Origin of the sequence: Paraburkholderia sp. GAS41, from assembly GCF_050436545.1 — a bacterium.
GTDB lineage: Bacteria > Pseudomonadota > Gammaproteobacteria > Burkholderiales > Burkholderiaceae > Paraburkholderia.
This window is the reverse complement of the sequence record NZ_JBNDMK010000001.1, coordinates 44,878-64,076: the sequence shown is the minus strand read 5'-3', so window position 1 is coordinate 64,076 and position 19,199 is coordinate 44,878. Positions and strand designations below refer to the sequence as shown.

At 63.8% G+C, this 19,199-nt stretch carries 18 protein-coding genes; 3 read left to right on the top strand and 15 right to left on the bottom strand.

Features of this window, described 5'->3' with window-relative positions; all coding sequences use genetic code 11:
* The 9 genes from bamC to P3T43_RS00245 all read right to left on the bottom strand — a co-directional run bounded on the left by bamC (position 1) and on the right by P3T43_RS00245 (position 8,381).
* Positions 1–1,140, bottom strand: coding sequence for an outer membrane protein assembly factor BamC (bamC, locus tag P3T43_RS00285; RefSeq protein WP_429279043.1), 1,140 nt, complete (start codon positions 1,138–1,140; stop codon positions 1–3).
* Between the two features lie 111 nt (positions 1,141–1,251).
* Positions 1,252–2,172 (bottom strand): 4-hydroxy-tetrahydrodipicolinate synthase, encoded by a 921-nt coding sequence (gene dapA, locus P3T43_RS00280; RefSeq protein WP_429279042.1) that lies wholly within the window; start codon positions 2,170–2,172, stop codon positions 1,252–1,254.
* A 42-nt stretch (positions 2,173–2,214) separates the two neighbouring features.
* Complete coding sequence (locus P3T43_RS00275) at positions 2,215–2,853, bottom strand: class I SAM-dependent methyltransferase (RefSeq protein ID WP_429279041.1); 639 nt, start codon at positions 2,851–2,853, stop codon at positions 2,215–2,217.
* Positions 2,854–2,911: 58 nt separating this feature from the next.
* Entirely contained in the window at positions 2,912–4,114 is a 1,203-nt protein-coding gene (locus P3T43_RS00270; RefSeq protein ID WP_429279040.1) for a tryptophan--tRNA ligase, read from the bottom strand.
* Between the two features lie 4 nt (positions 4,115–4,118).
* Entirely contained in the window at positions 4,119–4,784 is a 666-nt protein-coding gene (locus P3T43_RS00265; protein ID WP_429279039.1) for a site-2 protease family protein, read from the bottom strand.
* Positions 4,785–4,855: 71 nt separating this feature from the next.
* The gene (locus P3T43_RS00260; RefSeq protein ID WP_429279038.1) at positions 4,856–5,491 is read right to left on the bottom strand and encodes an L-threonylcarbamoyladenylate synthase; all 636 of its coding nucleotides are present in this window, start codon (positions 5,489–5,491) and stop codon (positions 4,856–4,858) included.
* Between the two features lie 118 nt (positions 5,492–5,609).
* Positions 5,610–6,440, bottom strand: a complete 831-nt coding sequence (locus P3T43_RS00255; RefSeq protein ID WP_429279570.1) for a 3',5'-nucleoside bisphosphate phosphatase — start codon at positions 6,438–6,440, stop codon at positions 5,610–5,612.
* 106 nt (positions 6,441–6,546) lie between these two features.
* Entirely contained in the window at positions 6,547–7,431 is an 885-nt protein-coding gene (locus P3T43_RS00250; protein ID WP_429279037.1) for an alpha/beta fold hydrolase, read from the bottom strand.
* Positions 7,432–7,517: 86 nt separating this feature from the next.
* Positions 7,518–8,381 (bottom strand): ferritin-like domain-containing protein, encoded by an 864-nt coding sequence (locus tag P3T43_RS00245; protein WP_429279036.1) that lies wholly within the window; start codon positions 8,379–8,381, stop codon positions 7,518–7,520.
* 220 nt (positions 8,382–8,601) lie between these two features.
* On the opposite strand from P3T43_RS00245, the gene P3T43_RS00240 reads away from it, so the two are divergent.
* The 3 genes from P3T43_RS00240 to P3T43_RS00230 all read left to right on the top strand — a co-directional run bounded on the left by P3T43_RS00240 (position 8,602) and on the right by P3T43_RS00230 (position 10,642).
* Positions 8,602–9,126, top strand: a complete 525-nt coding sequence (locus P3T43_RS00240; protein WP_429279569.1) for a gamma carbonic anhydrase family protein — start codon at positions 8,602–8,604, stop codon at positions 9,124–9,126.
* Between the two features lie 52 nt (positions 9,127–9,178).
* Positions 9,179–10,129: an Hsp33 family molecular chaperone HslO gene (gene hslO / locus P3T43_RS00235; protein ID WP_429279035.1), complete on the top strand. Its 951-nt coding sequence runs from the start codon at positions 9,179–9,181 to the stop codon at positions 10,127–10,129.
* Positions 10,130–10,255: 126 nt separating this feature from the next.
* A complete protein-coding gene (locus tag P3T43_RS00230) occupies positions 10,256–10,642 on the top strand; it encodes a hypothetical protein (protein WP_429279034.1) in 387 nt (128 codons plus the stop codon).
* A 180-nt stretch (positions 10,643–10,822) separates the two neighbouring features.
* Here P3T43_RS00230 and ftsB read toward each other — a convergent pair whose 3' ends face one another.
* The 6 genes from ftsB to P3T43_RS00200 form a co-directional block, all read right to left on the bottom strand.
* Positions 10,823–11,269 (bottom strand): cell division protein FtsB, encoded by a 447-nt coding sequence (gene ftsB, locus P3T43_RS00225; protein ID WP_429279033.1) that lies wholly within the window; start codon positions 11,267–11,269, stop codon positions 10,823–10,825.
* Positions 11,270–11,381: 112 nt separating this feature from the next.
* Positions 11,382–12,665, bottom strand: a complete 1,284-nt coding sequence (eno, locus tag P3T43_RS00220) for a phosphopyruvate hydratase (RefSeq protein ID WP_429279032.1) — start codon at positions 12,663–12,665, stop codon at positions 11,382–11,384.
* A 168-nt stretch (positions 12,666–12,833) separates the two neighbouring features.
* Positions 12,834–13,688: a 3-deoxy-8-phosphooctulonate synthase gene (gene kdsA, locus P3T43_RS00215; RefSeq protein WP_429279031.1), complete on the bottom strand. Its 855-nt coding sequence runs from the start codon at positions 13,686–13,688 to the stop codon at positions 12,834–12,836.
* A complete protein-coding gene (locus P3T43_RS00210; protein WP_429279030.1) occupies positions 13,685–15,346 on the bottom strand; it encodes a CTP synthase in 1,662 nt (553 codons plus the stop codon). Before P3T43_RS00210 ends, kdsA begins: the two co-directional genes overlap by 4 nt.
* Before the next feature lie 168 nt (positions 15,347–15,514).
* Positions 15,515–16,318 carry an alpha/beta fold hydrolase gene (locus P3T43_RS00205; protein ID WP_429279029.1) on the bottom strand — a complete coding sequence of 268 codons (804 nt, stop codon included), beginning with the start codon at positions 16,316–16,318 and terminating at the stop codon, positions 15,515–15,517.
* 65 nt (positions 16,319–16,383) lie between these two features.
* Positions 16,384–19,185 carry a ComEC/Rec2 family competence protein gene (locus tag P3T43_RS00200; RefSeq protein WP_429279028.1) on the bottom strand — a complete coding sequence of 934 codons (2,802 nt, stop codon included), beginning with the start codon at positions 19,183–19,185 and terminating at the stop codon, positions 16,384–16,386.
* Positions 19,186–19,199 lie beyond the last annotated feature (14 nt).

The window sequence follows — 19,199 nt, the reverse complement described above, 5'->3', positions numbered from 1 at the left end:
TTAGTTCAACTGCGCGTGTAGCAGCGAGACGATGTGCTGCGCATCCGACGAAGTATCCACCTGCCCGTTCGCATCGACCACGGCCACCTGCGTCAGCGCATCTCCCTTCGGACGCACGTTCACGAGGAACTCCTGCGCCGGCTTCTTCGAGTTGCCGCTGTAGAACAGCTTGCCGAACAGGCCTTCCTTCTTCAGTTCCTGCATCGTATCTGCGTAGCGCACGTAGTAAATGCCCTTTTCGCGATCGCGGTTGTCGACTGCGAAGTTGGTGCGGTCGAGCGCGAGGCCCACGCGCAGCCAGGCGCGGTCGAACGATTCCTGCAGGTCGAGCGTAGCCGCGCCGCCGGCGGCCATGTCGACCGTGACCGGGGCGGTCGACGGACGGGCATCCGTAATAAGTTGCTTCGACTGCGCATCGCTCAGGCCGAATTTCTGCATCAGCTTCGCAAGGAACAGCGCCTCCAGTGCCGGGTCGCGCGGACGCTCCACCCAGCGCGACGAGGTCTTGTCCTGCCCGGTCAGCATTTCTTCCATCGCGCTGTGCGTGATCGAAATGTCGGTGACGTCGTTCGAACCGCGCGAAACAAGGGTACGGAAACTGTCACGCGTGCCGCTCGAATAAGCGAAATCGACGACCTTGCCGATCGTACGGCGGAACCAGTCATCCGGAATATTGGCGCGGTTCTCGGCCCAGTCGGTGGACATGATGCCGGTAGCCGGCGCATCGGTCTTCAGGACGAAGCCGTTTTCTTCCCAGAATTCCTGCAACTGGGGCCACAGCTGTTCCGGCGTCCGGCCGTCGACCACCAGCCAGCGGCGGTCGCCGTCACGTTCGATGTGCATGCCGAGCGGATCCTGCGCATTCGGCACGCCTTCGGTCGCATTGCCGGCGGCCGTCATTGCACGCGTTGGCGCGCCACCCAGGGCCAGGTTGGCAGGCGGCGCCACGTACTTGTCTTGCGTGGGCGTAGTCTGCAGATCGCTCGGCACGTTCAGCGGCGGCGCGATGCTTGTGGCCTTGTAATTGACTCGATCGGAGGCAAACCAGTCGTTCAGCGTGTCACAGCCGGCGAGCGTCACCAGGGCAAGCGCCAGCGCCGCCATGCGGGTTGCGTGGAGGGGAAGTGCGGAACGTTTCATGAGGTCCTTCGTGAAGCTGGAACGCGGTGCCTGGTTCAATGCCGGGAACGCGGGCGATATCGACGTCGGTTAAAAAAATGCCGGTGACGGGCTGCTGTGTGCTGAAACCACTCAGCCGAGCAGGCCCGCTTCGCGCAGCGCAGCACGCACCACTTCGTGGTAGCGCGCATCGAGCGGGGTGAGCGGCAGGCGGATTCCGCCCTGCACACGCCCCAGTTCCTGCAACGCCCACTTCGCGGGAATCGGATTCGATTCGATGAAGAGGTTCTTATGCAGCGACAGGAGTTTCAGGTGAATCTCACGCGCGGTCTTCGCGTCGGCCGCCAGCGCGGCCTTGCACAATTCGCTCATGTCGCGCGGTGCCACGTTCGCCGTCACGGAAATATTGCCGTGGCCGCCCAGCAGCATCAACGCGATTGCCGTCGGATCGTCGCCGCTGTAGATGCCGAAGCGCGCGGGCGCCGACTTGATCAGGTGCGCCGCGCGGTCGATATTGCCCGTCGCTTCCTTCACGCCCACGATGCCCGGCACCTGTGCGCAGCGCAGGACGGTCTCGTGCGACATATCTGCAACCGTACGGCCAGGGACGTTATACAGGATCACCGGCAGGTCGACCGTTTCGGCGATCTTCGCGAAATGGCGGTAGATGCCTTCCTGGGTCGGCTTGTTGTAGTACGGCACCACTTGCAGGGTCGCATCCGCGCCCACCTGCTTCGCCTGCTGGGTCAGTTCGATCGCCTCGGTGGTGGAGTTGCCACCCGAGCCGGCGATCACCGGAATCCGGCCGGCCGTGTGTTCGACGGCGGTTTTGACCATCAGCACATGCTCTTCCACCGACAAGGTAGCCGATTCGCCGCTCGTGCCGACCACCACGAGCCCGTTCGTACCCTCTTCGATATGCCAGTCGATCAGTTTGCGGAATGCCGGCAAATCGAGGCTGCCGTCTTCGAGCATTGGGGTAATGATCGCGGGAATACTGCCGCGAATCTGAGGACCTTCGCCGGGGGTGCCGCTTTGAGTGCCGTTAGTCATGAAACGCCATGAATTTAATCAGTAAAACGCGATTGTAGCGGATTAGCCGGCCAGTTCGTAACAAGCCGGGGGTAACGCCTGGGTCGCCCCCAACCCGTCAGACTGTGCTCCATTGAGGGCCGGTTCCGCCTCCAGAACCGCGCAGATCCGCTGGACGTACGCCGGACGCGGCTGCGCGAGAAAACCATCTTGAAATGCGACCACCCGCAGACGCGGACGGACCCTGTCGAGCAACTCGCCCGGTGCAAGCAGGAAGGCCGGATTGGACGGCTTGCCGACGGTCTGATTACCCTGCGCGAAAGTCTCGTAAATCAGCACACCTCCGGGCGCCAACGCGTCCAGCAAAAAGGGAAACAACGGACGATGCAGGTAGTTCGTCACCACCACCGCGGCGAATTTCGCGGCATCGGACAGCGGCCAGGGCGCGCCTTCGAGATCGGCGGCGAGCGCCGTAACCAGAGACTCGTTCTGCATCGTGGCAAGCGCGGCCACATCGCGATCGATCGCGGTCACCGGATGACCGTGGCTGGCGAACCACCGCGCGTGCCGCCCTGCGCCCGACGCAACATCGAGCACAGCCCCGCCCTGCGCCACGAGGTGCGTCCAGTGACGCACCCAGCGCGACGGCTCGCCGAGCGGCGTGTCAGATGCGGCAGATGCGGTGATAGCGGGTTCGCTCATGGCCTGCAAGAAGCGCTGCGCGCCGTGGATGCCCGATGCCTCCGGCGCGTCAGCGGCATCAATTGTACGAGAGGCCCATCGCCTCACGCACATCGCGCATGGTTTCGGTGGCGAACTTGCGGGCCTTGTCGCAGCCGTCGGCGGCGATCGCGCGCAACAGCGACGGATCGTCCATGTATTTCTGCGCACGTTCGAGCATGGGTTGCTGTTCGCGCAGAATGCCTTCGATCACTGGCTGCTTGCAGTCGAGGCAGCCAATGCCGGCCGTACGGCAGCCCTTTTGCACCCACTCGTGCGTGCTCTCGTCCGTATAGACCTGATGCAGTTGCCACACCGGGCATTTGTCCGGATCGCCCGGATCGGTGCGGCGTACGCGCGCCGGGTCGGTGGGCATGGTGCGGACTTTCTTGCCGATGGTCGCCGCGTCTTCGCGCAGACCGATCGTGTTGCCGTAGGACTTCGACATTTTCTGACCGTCGAGGCCCGGCATGCGCGACGCTTCGGTCAACATGGCTTGCGGCTCGACGAGGATGATCTTGCGCGAGCCTTCCAGGTAACCGAAGAGACGTTCGCGGTCGTTCATCGACAGACTTTGCGATTCCTGCAACATCGCACGCGCCTGTTCGAGGGCCTCGTCGTCGCCTTCCTGCTGGTAGGCGTTGCGCAGTTCGTGATAAAGCTTCGAGCGCTTGCCGCCCAGTTTCCTGGCGGCTTCATTCGCCTTCTCTTCGAAGCCCGGTTCGCGGCCGTAAAGGTAGTTGAAACGGCGCGCGATTTCGCGCGTCATTTCGACGTGCGGCACCTGGTCTTCACCCACCGGCACGAGCGAGCCGCGGTACAGCAGAATGTCCGCTGCCATCAGCACCGGATAGCCGAGGAAGCCGTAAGTGGACAGATCCTTGTCCTTCAGCTTCTCCATCTGCTCCTTGTAGGTCGGCACGCGTTCGAGCCAGCCGAGCGGCGTGCTCATACCGAGCAGCAGCGCCAGTTCCGCATGTTCGGGCACCTTGCTCTGGATGAACAGCGTGGCCTGCGCCGGATCGATACCCGAAGCGAGCCAGTCGATCAGCACTTCCCAGACGTTCTTTTCGATGACTTCGGGTGTCTCGTAGTGCGTCGTGAGCGCGTGCCAGTCGACCACGCAGAAAAAGCACGGATACTCGGACTGCAGCCGGACCCAGTTTTTCAGCACACCGTGATAGTGGCCGAGGTGCAGGGAGCCGGTAGGCCGCATGCCGGAGAAAATACGGTCAGGGAACATGGTTTTATTGAAAAAGCGAAGCGATAGGGGTCAGGATGGCGGTCACGGCGTCATAACCCAGGCTGACAAGCGGGCTCAGCCAGTAACGGGTCAGGAGGCCGGTCATCACCAGTGCCATCACGATGAAAAAACCATAAGGCTCGAGGCGCGCGAGCGCAATAGCCTGGCGCGTCGGCAGCAGCGCGGTCAGGACGCGGCCGCCGTCGAGCGGCGGCAGCGGAAACAGGTTGATCACGCCAAGCACCAGATTGACGCCCACGCCCGCCGCGGCCATCCGCGTGAAAAACGGTTCTTCGACGCCAGCCACCGACAGTCCCACGCTGATCACGCCCCACACGAGCGCCTGCACGAAATTGCACATCGGCCCGGCTAGCGCGACCCACAGGCTGCCCCAGCGCGGATTGCGCAGATTGCCGAACGCCACCGGCACCGGCTTCGCGTAACCGAACATGAACGCGCCGCTGGTCGCGAAATAAAGCAGCAATGGAATGGCTATCGTCCCGAGCGGGTCGATATGGCGCATCGGATTGAACGAAACCCGGCCGAGCACGTAGGCCGTGTTGTCACCGAGCAGGCGCGCGACATAGCCGTGTGCGGCTTCGTGCAACGTGATGGCGAAAATCACCGGCAATGCGTAGACCGCGATTGTCTGTATGAGGGAAGAGTCCATAGCCCGCTATTGTAACAACGCCACTGCGTGCGTCAGTCGGCTTTCGCTCATGCAGGCGATCTTGCTATCGCTCATGCCGGCTGTTCGAGGCCAAACGGCGCGAGGCTGCCGCGCCCGGCCCGCACCAGCACCGGCTCAGGTCCTGTCAGATCCACGATGGTCGACGGCTCGCACGGGCATGGGCCGCCGTCGATCACCAGATCGAGCTGCTTCTCCAGCCGGGCACGGATTTCCTCCGCGTCGTTCAGCGGCTCGGTCTCACCCGGCATGATCAGGGTCGAGCCGAGCAGCGGCTGGCCGAGTTCTTCGAGAATCGCCAGCGTGATCGCGTGATCCGGCACGCGCAGCCCGATGGTCTTGCGCGACGGGTGGGAGAGCCGCCTCGGCACCTCTTTGGTGGCTTCGAGCACGAACACGTACGGCCCCGGCGTGACTGATTTGATCAACCTGTATTGACGATTGTCGACCATCGCGAAGTTCGCCAGCTCCGACAGATCACGCACCAGCAACGACAGCAATTGACGCTCGTCGAGTCCGCGAATCCGCCGCAGGCGTTCTACGGCTGTCTTGTCGTCGAGATGGCAGGCTAGTGCGTAGCTCGAATCGGTCGGCAAGGCGACTACCCCGCCGTCGTTGATGATCTGCACGGCCTGCTTGATCAGACGCGGCTGCGGATTATCGGGATGGAGCCGAAAAAATTGGGACATGGTAGTTATCGTGAGAATCGGACCGGCCCGCGCGGCGCTGTCAGCGTATTCCGCCTACCCGGCGCATCCTGTCATCGCGGCGCACGTTAGAGCCGTGACGCTGCGACACCCCTTACGGTCACAGCCAGCGTTGCCAGACGGGTGTCAGGTCGGACGGCAACTGCGGCAAACTGCCCAGTTCGACCCGGCCCTCGCCCGCTGCGTGGAAATCGGAACCGCGCGATGCTTCGAAACGAAAGCGACGTGCCACGTCAGCATATTCGCGATACTGGTCGGGCGTGTGGCTGCCGGTGACGACTTCGATTGCCTTGCCGCCCAGATCGATAAACTCGCCGAACAGCGCATCGAATTCGAGCGGCGTGTACTCGTAACGCCCTGGATGCGCGATCACCGCTTCGCCGCCGGCCACCTGGATCCAGCGAACCGCGTCGGCCAGCTTCGACCAGCGATGGGCGACGTATCCCGGTTTGCCGTCGCCGAGGAAGCGCGTGAAGGCATCCTGGGTCGATTTGGCGTAGCCGCTATCCACCATGAAGCGCGCAAAGTGGGTGCGCGACATCATGTCGGGGTTGGAGACGTATTTGAGTGCGCCTTCGTAGGCGTTCGGGACGCCCAGCGTGGCCAGTTGCTCGCCGATCGCTTCACCGCGCGCAGCACGGCCGTTACGGGTACGTTCGAGACCCTCAACCAGCGTCTGGCAAGTCGGATCCACGTTCAGACCGACAATGTGCACCGTGCGCGAGGCCCACGTCACCGAAATCTCCACGCCACTCAGGTAGCGCATGCCGAGTTCCTCGGCCACCTGACGAGCTTCCTGCTGGCCGCCCACCTCGTCGTGGTCGGTCAGCGCCCACAAGGTGACCCCGTTCGCGTGCGCGCGGCGCGCGACGTCGGCGGGCGCGAACTGGCCGTCGGAAACGGTGGAATGACAGTGGAGGTCGGCGTTCATCTGTGTCTTAAAAAGGTTCTGCATTCATTTTACTGCAATGCAGTAAGCCCAGCAGACGATTCGATGGCGCGCAATCCCTCGCAGGGCATTCAGTCGCGAAAAAATATTATGCGCAAAACGCTTCGATCAGCGCAGCAATCTGCTCCGGCTGATCGTGATGGACCATGTGACCGGCTTCCTCGATGATCTTTTCCCGCCAGTCGGGGAATGCGCTAAAACGCGCCTTAAATTCGTCGAGCGGTACGTCGCCCGCAATCTGCGCGAGGGTTGGCGAGCCGGCGGCCTCGACGTGTAACACCTTGGCGCGGACGTTGGCCCACACCGCCATGATTTCGTCGAGGCGGTACAGGAGCGGGCTACGCAGCTTGTGCGCCGGATCGGCCAGCAGCATGAAACCGACCTCGCCGTCCGGCTTCGACCAGTGTTCGGCGAGAAAGCGCGCCCGTCGCGGCGCGAGACGCGGGTTGGTCTTCGTCAGACGCGCCGCGACCTCGTCGAGCGAGGCGTAACGCTTCAGTTGCGGCGGTTCGCGCAATTCGTCGAGCCAGTTGCGCAAACGCTTCGGCGACTGGCTGGCTTTCGCAGCGGCGAGGCCAAAGCCCTCGAGATCCACCACCCGCCGCACCCGCTCCGGACGCACGCCGGCGTAGAGACAAACCACGTTGGCGCCCATGCTGTGTCCCACGAGGTTCACTTCGCCTGATGGCGCGTAGTGGTCAAGCAGCGCGTCGAGATCGGATACGTACTCCTGGAACCAGTAACTGCCGCCGCCGCGCTCCGCCACCGGCCAGTCGGACAGCCCGAAACCGCGCGCATCGGGCGCGATCACCTGCCAGTCGCCGCCGAGCGCGTCCACCACGAACTGGAAAGACGCCGCGACATCCATCCATCCGTGCAGCATGAACAAGGTCGGGGCATCCGGACTGCCCCAACGCCGCACGTGGAGACGCACGCCGCGCACGTCGATGAAATCGGACTCTGGAGTGTTCATAAGCGGACCGCACCTGAAAAACGAATGATCGTTCGATTATAACGAGATAAGCGTTTTCCGGAAGGCGCGGCGCCTCAAGGCTGCGCTCAATCCGTAGCCGGCGATCGTTCCTCGAGCCCCGCCAGGGCGGCCAGTTCCGCCTCGTCGAAACCGGCGTCACGGCGCGCCTCGAAATTGAACGGACCGCGCAGCTTTGGCGCGTGGTACTGCTCGGCCAGCTGGAGGTAGGTGGGATGCGGATCGAGACCACCCTGTTCGCACAGGTAGCGGAACCACTGGTTGCCGATCAGCACGTGGCCGATCTCGTCGCGCAGGATCACGTCGAGGATCGCCGCCGACGCGTGATCGCCTGCCTGCTGGAGCCGCGCGCGGATGGGCGGCGAGGCGTCGAGGCCGCGCGCTTCGAGGGTGCGCGGCACCAGCGCCATGCGCGCCAGCACATCGCCGCGTGTGCGCTCGCACATATCCCACAGACCGTCGTGGGCGGGAAAATCGCCGTATGCGTGGCCGAACTCGGCAAGCCGCGCGACCAGCAGCGAGAAATGGTAGGCCTCTTCGGCGGCCACCTTGAGCCAGTCGGTGTAGAACGCCGCCGGCATGCCGCCGAAGCGCCACACGGCGTCGAGGGCGAGGTTGATGGCGTTGAACTCGATATGCGCCAGCGCGTGCAGCAAGACCGCGCGACCCTCCGGCGACTGCATGCTGCGCCGGCCGAGCTTGCGCGGCTCCACCAGTTGTGGGCGCTCAGGCCGTCCCGGCAAGCCGGATGGCTCCTCGATCAGGGCGGACGGTGAGCAGGTCGCGCCGCCTTGCACCGCGCTGGCATACAGCGCCCGCGCGGCGTCGGCCTTGCTGCGCGGATCGCATTCGAGCAACGCGCGGAGCGCCCCGGTACGGGCGCAGAATGGTGGGCAAGGCGTGTCGGGAGCCATGGGAACAACGGAATTCATCGTGGCGGAACGGGAAAGCGGCTGGAAAAGGAATGGAATCCGGATGGAACGCGGCGCGACCCGCGCGGTGGACCAGCAGCAGTATCAGGCGCCCCGTCCACACAACCGTTTACAATACGCTATTCGACCATACGGCGCGGCCTTGGGCGCTGCCGTCACGCCTGCAGTAGATGGCGCGGCCACCGTTCGGCCGCAACTTTTGCATGAGACCGGAGAGACCGTGGCAATTTACAAGCTTGGCGATGCAGCCCCGACCATCCATGAAAGCGTGTTCGTCGCGGATACCGCGACCATCATCGGCAAGGTTTCGCTCGAGGAAAACGCGAGCGTCTGGTTTGGCGCGGCGATCCGCGGCGACAACGAACTGATTTCAGTCGGTCAGGGCAGCAATGTCCAGGAAGGCGCCGTGCTACATACGGACCCCGGCTACCCGCTGACGATCGAAGCCAACGTGACGATCGGCCATCAGGCCATGCTGCACGGCTGCACCATCAAGGAAGGTTCGCTCGTCGGAATTCAGGCGGTGGTCTTGAATGGAGCGGTAATCGGCCGCAACTGTCTGGTTGGAGCAGGCGCCGTCGTCACCGAGGACAAGGTATTTCCTGATAATTCGCTGATTCTGGGCGCGCCGGCCAAGGTCGTGCGCGAACTCACGGAAGCCGACATCACCCGCATGCACCGTAATACGGCCAATTACGTCGAACGTCGCGCTTTTTTCAAGGCGCAGCTCGTCCGTATCGGCTAGGCATGCAGCGCGCGCAGCATTGAGCTGCGCCATTCGACCGAGGAAAAAAGTTGTGAACGACCAGTTGCAAAAATTCATGTTCAGCGCGGCGCCGGTGCGCGGCGAGATTGTTTCGCTGCGCAACACGTGGCAAGAAGTGCTGACCCGTCGCGACTATCCCGCGCCGGTGCGTACCATCCTCGGCGAAATGATGGCCGCGTGTGCGCTGCTGTCGGCGAACCTCAAGTTCGACGGCACGCTCATCATGCAGATTTTCGGCGACGGCCCGGTCAAGATGCTGGTGGTGCAGTGCAGCTCCGACCTGTCGATGCGCGCCACCGCCAAGTTCTCGGGCGAGGCAGACAGCACCATCGGCGACGACACTACCCTCGTCGAACTGGTCAACGCCAGCGGCCATGGCCGTTGCGTGATCACACTCGACCCGCGCGTCAAACAGCCGGGCCAGCAGCCCTACCAGGGCATCGTGCCGCTGTCGGGCCTCGACGGTCCGCTCAAGTCGATGTCGGAAGTGCTCGAGCACTACATGCACCACTCGGAACAGCTCGACACGCGCCTCTGGCTCGCGGCCAATACCGAGCGTGCCGTCGGCATGTTGCTGCAGAAGCTGCCCGGCGACGGCGGCATCGTCCCGCATCCGGGCGAGCTCGACGTGGACACCTGGGAGCGTGTCTGCACGCTCGGCGGCACGCTGTCGCAAGACGAACTGCTGAAGGAAGAACCCGAGACCGTCTTCCGGCGGCTTTTCTGGCAAGAGAACGTCCAGCATTTCGAACCGGCGCCGGCGCGCTTCGAATGCAGCTGCTCGCGTGAGAAGGTCGGCGCGATGCTGAAAATGCTGGGTCGCGAAGAGGTGGACAGCGTGATCGAAGAACGTGGCCACGTCGAGATTCACTGTGAGTTCTGCAACCAGCGCTACGAGTTCGACCCGGTCGATGTGGCGCAACTTTTTGTCGCCAGCGGGCTTTCTGAAGGTGTCTCTCCCGCCGCAGACCAACGGCATTGAGACGCGCCGGTCGCACCGCTTCGGGGCCGCACAAATGGTGCAGGCCATGAACGGTGCGATATCGTCGACATGGGTCGTGCCCCAGCAATTCGTACGATTCGGGGGCAGCCGATGAAGGTCAACGCAATGAACCACGGTACTGCGCTACTGCAAACCATTCGTCCGTCGGTCGCACTGTCGCTGATCGCGGGCGCCGCGATGCTGACCGGTTGCACGATCGACCCGCCCGGTCCTTCGCCCATCTACAGCCGCCTGCCGGCTGGCCAGTCGGGTTTGCCTGACGGCACCCGCCCGCTGACGAAAGAAGAGCGCCAGCGCTACGACGCGATCGACAGGCAGGTCATGGCCGACCAGAACCAGGCCATTGCCGCCGACAACGCCGCCCAGGCCTGGGCACGCTACTACACGCCGCCCGTCACCGTTTATGGCGGCTACTACGGCGGCGGCTGGGGTCCCGGCTGGGGCGGTGGTGTAGGCGTGGGCTATGCGCCGGGATGGGGCTGGGGCTGGTGAGGCACTACTGATCTGACGTGCCGCTGCGTAGCGGCGCTGGGCCAATGGGTCACCTCGGCTGCAAACAGCACGCTGCAGACAAAAAAAGCGCGGTTCTCACCGCGCTTTTTGTTTGCCCATGCCGTCACAACCGCCCCGCATCGGGCACTTCTCGTTCTGCACGCAGTTTGCGCGTACGCCTCACTGCGCCGGCTTCTTCTCTTTCGAGTTCTTGTCCTTCGCGTCCTTACTACCGTGCTTGCGATCCGGCTTCGCCCGCGATTCCGGATTCGGCACCACGCGCACCGGCGCGGCGGACACTTCGCCGCGCGTCGAAGTCGTGCCCGATGCGTTGTTCGGCGTCGGCAACGGGGCGTTCGGCGAGACGAACTGCACGAACACTTCGCCGTCTTGCACCATGCCCATTTCGTAACGCGCGCGTTCTTCCACCGCAGCGGTACCGTTCTGCAGATCCTGCACTTCGCCCGCAATGCGTTCGTTGCGCAGTTTTTCGTCGGCGTTCTTTTGCATTTGCTGCGCCAGTTCGCCTTGCAGTTCGTGGACGCGCAGCCAGCCGCCATGCCCCCACCAGAGCGGGTACTGGATCAGCGCCAGCAGTACGATCAGGACAGCAGTGACAAGCCGCATGAAGTAAGCACAATAAATACACGCCGCCCTGCGCTATACGCAGGGCGGCGTGCTGAATCGGAAACGAAAGAGAACCGGCTCAATGGTCAAGCCTGGTGGTCAAGGCTAGCGTTCAACGCAGATTGTAGAACGCCGACTTGCCCGGATAGCTGGCGATATCGCCCAGATCCTCTTCGATACGCAGCAGCTGGTTGTACTTCGAGATGCGGTCGCTACGCGACAGCGATCCCGTCTTGATCTGACCGGCGTTCAGACCGACCGCGATATCGGCAATCGTCGAATCTTCCGTCTCGCCCGAACGGTGCGAGATCACGGCGGTGTAACCCGCGCGCTTCGCCATTTCGATCGCGGCGAAGGTTTCCGTCAGTGTGCCGATCTGGTTGATCTTGATCAGGATCGAGTTGGCGATGCCCTTGTCGATGCCTTCCTTCAGGATGCGCGTGTTGGTGACGAACAGATCGTCGCCCACCAGCTGGATCTTCTTGCCGAGCTTGTCGGTCAGGGTCTTCCAGCCGGCCCAGTCGCTTTCGTGCATGCCGTCTTCGATCGACACGATCGGGAACTTGTCGGCCAGATTCGCCAGGTAGTCCGCGAATTCCGTGGACGACAGTTGCAGGCCTTCGCCAGCCAACTGGTACTTGCCGTCGTGGTAGAACTCGCTCGCGGCGCAGTCGAGCGCCAGCAGCACGTCTTCACCGGCGCGGTAGCCTGCTTTCTCGATAGCCTGAAGGATCGTGGACAGGCACTCGTCGTTGCTGCCGAAGTTCGGCGCGAAGCCGCCTTCGTCGCCCACGGCCGTGCTCATGCCGCGGTCGGACAGGATCTTCTTCAGCGCGTGGAACACTTCGGCGCCGCAGCGCAGTGCTTCGCGGAAGGTCGGCTGGCTGACCGGGACGATCATGAATTCCTGGATGTCCAGGCTGTTGTTGGCGTGTGCGCCGCCGTTGACGATGTTCATCATCGGCACCGGCAGTTGCATCGCGCCCGAGCCGCCGAAGTAACGGTACAGCGGCAGGCCGGCTTCTTCAGCCGCAGCTTTGGCAACCGCCATCGACACCGCCAGCATCGCGTTCGCGCCGAGACGCGACTTGTTGTCGGTGCCGTCGAGTTCGAGCAGGGTCTTGTCTAGGAAAGCTTGCTCGGAAGCGTCGAGGCCCATGATCGCTTCGGAGATTTCGGTGTTGATGTGCTCGACGGCCTTCAGCACGCCCTTGCCGTTGTAACGGCCGGCTTCGCCGTCGCGCAGTTCGATCGCTTCGCGCGAGCCCGTCGATGCACCCGACGGTACCGCGGCGCGGCCCATCGTGCCCGACTCGAGCAGCACGTCGCATTCGACGGTGGGGTTGCCTCGCGAATCGAGAATCTCTCGACCGATGATATCTACGATAGCACTCATGGTTTCCTCAAGAAATAACGTTGGATTCTTACGGTGAAACGGCGTCTGACGTACGAGGCGCAGCCTCTAGCCAGACACTTTGGACGACCATTGGGTTCCAATCGGGGCTCAAAACAGATTCAGACGCGCAGCGCCGGCTCGTGAGTCGAAACAGCGCGCGGATCGACATCAGTTGAAATCGCTTTCGAGGAACGGCGTGCGCTTGACGGCCTGATCGAGCGTCAGCAAAGTTTCGAGCAGATCGGCCATGCGATGTAGCGGCACGGCGTTCGGCCCGTCCGACATCGCCTTCGCCGGATTCGGATGCGTTTCCATGAAGAGTCCGGCCACGCCCACGGCTACTGCAGCACGGGCCAAGACCGGCACGAATTCGCGCTGACCACCCGAGCTGGTGCCCTGCCCGCCCGGCAACTGCACCGAGTGCGTGGCGTCGAACACGACCGGCGCGTGGGTTTCACGCATGATCGCAAGCGATCGCATGTCCGATACCAGATTGTTATAGCCGAACGACACGCCACGTTCGCACGCCATGAAGCGGTCTTCTGACAGACCCGCTTCACGCGCGGCATCACGCGCCTTGTCGATCACGTTCTTCATGTCGTGCGGCGCGAGAAACTGGCCCTTCTTGATGTTGACCGGCTTGCCCGAACGCGCGCAGGCGTGAATGAAGTCCGTCTGGCGGCACAGGAATGCCGGCGTCTGCAGCACGTCGACCACCGAGGCAACCTGCTCGATCTCGTGTTCCGCATGCACGTCGGTCAGCACCGGCAAGCCGAGCTGGCGTTTCACTTCGGACAGGATGCGCAGACCCTCGTCCATCCCCAGACCGCGGAACGACTTGCCGCTGCTGCGGTTGGCCTTGTCGTACGACGATTTGTAGATGAACGGAATGTTCAGCTTCGCGCAAATTTCCTTCAGCCGGCCGGCCGTGTCGATCGTCATCTGTTCGGATTCGACGACACAGGTGCCCGCGATCAGGAAAAACGGCTTGTGCAGTCCGATGTCGAAATCGCCCAGTTTCATGCTTTCTCCTCGACGAGCGACAGCTGATGCGCCAGCGCCGCTTCGACGAACGATTTGAACAGCGGATGCCCGTTGCTCGGCGTGGACGTGAATTCCGGGTGAAACTGCACGCCGACAAACCACGGGTGCATGCTGCGCGGCAATTCCATCATTTCCGGCAGATCTTCGCTCGGGGTACGGGCGCTGATGATAAGGCCGCCGCCTTCGAGCTGGGGCACGAAGCGGTTATTGACTTCATAACGGTGGCGGTGACGTTCGTTCACGTCCTTGCCATAGATCTCTGCAGCCAGCGTGCCGGGCTTGACCGGGCAACGTTGCGAACCGAGACGCATCGTGCCGCCGAGGTCCGACTCTTCAGTGCGTTTTTCGACGCGGCCGTCACGGTCGTACCACTCGGTGATCAGCGCGACCACGCGGTTCGGCGTGCCCGGATCGAATTCGGTGCTGTTCGCGTCTTTCATGCCGACTACGTCGCGCGCGAATTCGATCACGGCCAGCTGCATGCCGAGGCAAATGCCGAGGTACGGCACCTTGGCTTCGCGCGCATAGCGGATCGCCGCGATCTTGCCTTCGGTGCCGCGCCGGCCGAAGCCGCCCGGAACCAGCACGGCGTCCAGATGCTTGAGACTCTCGACGCCTTGCGTCTCGACCTCTTCCGAGTCGATGTATTCGATGTTGACCTTGGTCGACGTATAAATCGACGCATGGCGCAGCGCTTCGATCAACGACTTGTACGACTCCGTCAGATCGACGTACTTGCCGACCATGCCGATCGTCACTTCGTGCTTCGGATGTTCGAGCTTGTCGACCATCTCCGACCAGATGGTCAGGTCGGCGGGTTTCGGCGTGAGCTTGAGTTCTTCGCAGACAATCGCGTCCATGCCCTGGTCGTGCAGCATCTGCGGAATCTTGTAGATGCTGTCCGCGTCCCATACGGAGATCACCGCGTCTTCCGGCACGTTCGAGAACATCGAGATTTTCGCGCGTTCGTCGTCCGGGATGCGGCGGTCGGCGCGGCACAGCAGCACATGCGGCGAGATACCGATTTCGCGCAGCTTCTGCACGCTGTGCTGGGTGGGCTTGGTCTTCAGCTCACCGGCGGTGGCGACCCATGGCACCAGCGTCAGGTGCACGAAGCACGCGCTGTTGCGGCCGAGGCGCAGGCTCATCTGACGCGCGGCTTCGAGGAACGGCAGCGATTCGATATCGCCCACCGTACCGCCGACTTCGACGATCGCGACATCCGGTTCACCGCACGTCGCAGACGCTGCGCCGCGCTCGATGAAAGCCTGGATTTCGTTCGTGATGTGCGGGATCACCTGCACGGTCTTGCCCAGATAATCGCCGCGGCGTTCCTTGCGGATCACCGATTCGTAAATCTGGCCCGTGGTGAAGTTGTTGGCCTTGCGCATCTTCGTGCTGATGAAGCGCTCGTAATGCCCAAGGTCGAGGTCGGTCTCCGCTCCGTCTTCCGTCACGAACACTTCGCCGTGTTGAAACGGGCTCATCGTGCCGGGGTCGACATTGATGTAGGGATCGAGCTTGAGGAGGGTGACTTTCAGACCGCGCGATTCGAGGATCGCGGCGAGGGAAGCGGCGGCAATACCCTTGCCGAGGGAAGAAACTACGCCGCCGGTGACGAAAACATATTTGGTCATCGCTGGATGCTCGCGGGAAAAACGGATTATACCGTAAAGCAGGGCCTCAACCCAGCGAAATGCGCGGCACCCATACCGATCCCGCACGGTTTCCTACGCCGCCTGTGACTGCCTTGCCGCCCCGCCGCCGATGCGGTGCCCGCGCCCACCCAGCCGCTGCGTCTCACATCAGGTGCGCCGCTCCAGTTCGCGCAGCATCCGCTGTACCGCCCGTGCCGTTTCCAGCGGTTTCTCCATGGGATACAAATGGCTGCCGTCGATCCATTCGAGGTGGCCGCCGGTCGCGCGGCGCGTGGCGTCGAGACCGGCCTGGCGAATCTCCTTCGAATGGGTTCCGGCAATGAAGCCAACCGGCACCGGTGCGCCGCGGGCGAGCCGCGAACCCAGCGTGTGCGGCAAGGTCTTGTAGATCCGGTATTCGGTGCGGCGATCGAACGCGAGCACGCGCGTGCCGTCGGACGAATTCTGCGGAATGCCGAAGTCGATATAGTCGGACAGCATGCGCTCGTCCCAGCGCGCGAACGCGGGCTTCGAGTGAAAGTGCCGCCAGGCTTCGTCGCGGCTCGCCCATTGGGTGCGACGCGTGCGCGTGGCGGCAGCGGGTGAAAGACGTTCGTCGAGACCGGTCCATTGCGACACGCGCAGCATGCTGCTGCGCCAGCCGGCAATCACCGGCGAATCGAGCATCACTACCCCCTTGACCCATTGCGGCTTTTTCAGCGCGGCCATCAGCGACAGATAGCCGCCGAGCGAATGGCCGACCAGCCATACCGGTTGCTCGTAGGACCGGCTGATATCGTCGAGCAATTGTTCGACCAGATGCGGCCAGTCCTGCGTCACCGGAAAGCGTGTGTCGTGGCCGATTCGTTCGATGAAACGCACGTCGTAGTCATCGGCCAGCTCGGCGAAGATGGTTCGATAGGTCGACGCGGGAAAACCGTTCGCGTGGGAGAAGTGAATGATATTTTTCAAGTGTCGCTGTCTCCGTTCCTGATTCTGTTAGCCGAGCGGCACGGCGGGTTGCGCGCGTGCGGCCTTCATGGATCCATCCAGTACCGGTGATGCGCAACGCGATACCGCTCGAGCGAAAGCGTCGCACGCGGCGCTGCGCCGCCCTGCTCCGACGACTCCTGCACCGCAGCGTCCCAGGCCAGAATTCGCACTGCGCCGTCCTCGTCGCTGCGCGTGAGTTCGATATGCCGCGCCAGATAGCGTTCGAAGACGCCCGGGTTGGGATGGTGAAAACGGTTGCGATAGCCTACCTGAAATACTGCGATAAGCGGCTCGATAGAGTCGAGGAACGGCTCGGTCGAAGAGGTCTTGCTGCCGTGATGCGGCACAAGGAGGATCTGCGCGGACAAGGCTTCGCGATCGCGCTTGAGCAGGATACGCTCGACCGGCGCTTCGATGTCCGCGGCCAGGAGCGCGGTGAGGCGGGTTGAGGGGGTTGCGTTGGCCGTGGGGGTTGCGTTGGCCGTGGGGGTTGCGTCAGCTGTGGGAGTTGCGTTGGCCGTTGCGGCTTCGTTGCCAGTGGCGCCTACGTGGGTCGCCGGCGCTGCGTTGGCCGGGGTGATGCCTTCAGCCTCGTGGCCGGCAGCCACCGCGCCGCGGCTCGTATCAGGCGAGGCCGCCGTGCTGACGCGCAGCACGCAGCTATGCCCATTCGGATTGCCCTGCAATGGCCCCGGATCAGGCCAGAGCATGCTGAACTCGACACCGTCCCATTGCCAGCGCTGGCCGGCCGAACAGCGCACCGTGCCGGCGCCGGCCGCCCTGGCTTTTTCCCACAGCGCATTCGATGGCACAAGCCCGGCCACCAGCTGACGCACGTGGACCCCTTGCAGCACGGCCGGCGCGCCACCCGAGTGATCCGAATCGGCATGGCTGATGACCATGGTGTCCAATGTATACACGCCGTTGGCCTGCAGATACGGCACTACGATCCGCTCGCCGGCGTGCGTCGACTCCGGTCCGGGTCCGGCATCGAATAACAACGCGTGATGCGCCGTTTCCACGAGGATCGACGAGCCCTGGCCGATGTCGAGCGCAGTCAGCCTGAACGTTCCTGGCGGCGGCCCGGGGGGCGGCGGCAACAGGAGCGGCAGCCAGGTCAGCGGTGCCGCCCAGCGCAACGGCCAGCCGCGCGGCGCCAGGCACCAGACGACGCCGATCGCCGCCGCGGCCAGCGCCCAGATAGTGGGCTGCGGCAGGCGCCAGAGCGCCCAGTCCGGCCCCGAGAGCAACTGCAGACCGGTCACCAGCATGTCGAGCAATCCGTGAGCGGCGCGATTCGCGTAGGCATCGAACGGCACGGGCAACGCGACGCCGGCCAGCACGGCCGGTGTCACCAGGAAACTCACCCACGGGATGGCAAACGCATTGGCGACGGGCCCGATCAAGGGGATCTGTGAGAACCAGTAGACGGTCAACGGCGCGAGCGCGATCGTGACCGCGAACTGCACGTGGGCGGCACTGCGCAAGCGGGCGATGGACGTGCGGGCAAGCGTGCACAACAGAGCGATTGCCTGGGTGACGAAGCGCGGGCGGCGCATGCGGCCTGGCCGTGCGGTCGCAGCGACATCTGCTGGGCCATCGGCTTCGATAACTGCTTCGCCACCCACTGCGGCATCCGCATCCGATTCAGGCTCCTGCTGCTCGCCGCGCCGAGCGTCATCACGAACACGCGGCCGTCCCGACATCGCATAAACGATTGCCGCCACGGCGCAAAACGACAGCCAGAATCCAGCAGACACCACCGCCCACGGATCGAGCAACAGCACGAGGCCCAACGCCCAGGCCAGCACCCACGACGGCGCCACGCTGCGCCCGCTGACAAACGCGAGCGCCACCGCACCGGCCATCCACAACGCCCGCTGCACCGGAACATTGAAGCCGGCAAGCGCCGCGTGCAGCGCCGCAAACAGCACACCCGCCGTCACCGCGACTGTCTGCGCCGGAATCTTTAGCGGCCAGTTGCACCCTACAAAACAGGAACGTCGCCATAGCGCCCCGGCTAGCCAACCGGCGAGTCCGGCGACGAAACCGAGATGCAACCCGGAAATCGCCACCAGATGACTCGTGCCCGTCGCGCGCATCAGCGTCCAGTCCGCGGTGCTGACCTCGTCCTGCGCGCCGACCGCCAGCGCCACCACCACGCCGCGATGCGGCGCGCCGGCCAGCACGGAGTCGATGCGCGCACGCAGCGCGGCACGCCAGCGGTCGACTCCGATGGCAATGCCGCTCGCGAACCCGGGCAGGCGCCGCGCCGTCTCCAGCTTGCTCACGTATCCGGTAGCCCGGATGTTACGTGCGAGCCAACCCGCTTCGCCATCGCGCACGCCGTAATTGGCGTTGCTGTGCGCACGCTTGAGCCGTACCGTCAGACGCCAGCGCGAGCCGGGTTCCAGCAACGGCGGCGGTGGTCCCTTCTGGTCGATCCATGCGAGCTGGATCGTGCGCGGAAAGCGCTGGATCGGGGCGTCAGTCGAGTCGACGTCGAACAGGAACCGCACGCCCGTGTCGTCACGGTTCGGCAGGCCGCGAACCGCCCCCTGTACGTCGAGGTCGCGCCCCTCCCACGCGGCCGGCAAGCTCGAGGCAAGACGCAGTTCGGCCCGCCACGCCGCATAGCCAAACCCCACGCTAGCGGCAGCCAGCCAAACCGCGCACCAGCCGCAGCACATCCGCCAACCCGGCGCCCCACGCAAGCCCCACACGGCCCCGGCCAACGCACCACTCATGGTTAGCAACAGCACCAGCCAGCCACGCCATGCAGGCAGCCCTGCCTGCTGCTGCAAGACGATCACACCTAACGCAAATCCGCCCCACACTGCCCGCATTCGTCCTCCGCCTG

Bases quoted from the DNA above. Each gene is read 5' to 3' on its own strand.
- P3T43_RS00230 (WP_429279034.1), top strand. From the start codon at position 10,256: ATGAACCACGGTACTGCGCTACTGCAAACCATTCGTCCGTCGGTCGCA.
- P3T43_RS00210 (WP_429279030.1), bottom strand. From the start codon at position 15,346: ATGACCAAATATGTTTTCGTCACCGGCGGCGTAGTTTCTTCCCTCGGC.
- P3T43_RS00275 (WP_429279041.1), bottom strand. From the start codon at position 2,853: ATGAGCGAACCCGCTATCACCGCATCTGCCGCATCTGACACGCCGCTC.
- P3T43_RS00250 (WP_429279037.1), bottom strand. From the start codon at position 7,431: ATGAACACTCCAGAGTCCGATTTCATCGACGTGCGCGGCGTGCGTCTC.
- kdsA (WP_429279031.1), bottom strand. From the start codon at position 13,688: ATGAAACTGGGCGATTTCGACATCGGACTGCACAAGCCGTTTTTCCTG.
- eno (WP_429279032.1), bottom strand. From the start codon at position 12,665: ATGAGTGCTATCGTAGATATCATCGGTCGAGAGATTCTCGATTCGCGA.
- P3T43_RS00265 (WP_429279039.1), bottom strand. From the start codon at position 4,784: ATGGACTCTTCCCTCATACAGACAATCGCGGTCTACGCATTGCCGGTG.
- P3T43_RS00260 (WP_429279038.1), bottom strand. From the start codon at position 5,491: ATGTCCCAATTTTTTCGGCTCCATCCCGATAATCCGCAGCCGCGTCTG.
- P3T43_RS00245 (WP_429279036.1), bottom strand. From the start codon at position 8,381: ATGAATTCCGTTGTTCCCATGGCTCCCGACACGCCTTGCCCACCATTC.
- bamC (WP_429279043.1), bottom strand. From the start codon at position 1,140: ATGAAACGTTCCGCACTTCCCCTCCACGCAACCCGCATGGCGGCGCTG.
- ftsB (WP_429279033.1), bottom strand. From the start codon at position 11,269: ATGCGGCTTGTCACTGCTGTCCTGATCGTACTGCTGGCGCTGATCCAG.
- P3T43_RS00200 (WP_429279028.1), bottom strand. From the start codon at position 19,185: ATGCGGGCAGTGTGGGGCGGATTTGCGTTAGGTGTGATCGTCTTGCAG.
- P3T43_RS00270 (WP_429279040.1), bottom strand. From the start codon at position 4,114: ATGTTCCCTGACCGTATTTTCTCCGGCATGCGGCCTACCGGCTCCCTG.
- P3T43_RS00255 (WP_429279570.1), bottom strand. From the start codon at position 6,440: ATGAACGCCGACCTCCACTGTCATTCCACCGTTTCCGACGGCCAGTTC.
- dapA (WP_429279042.1), bottom strand. From the start codon at position 2,172: ATGACTAACGGCACTCAAAGCGGCACCCCCGGCGAAGGTCCTCAGATT.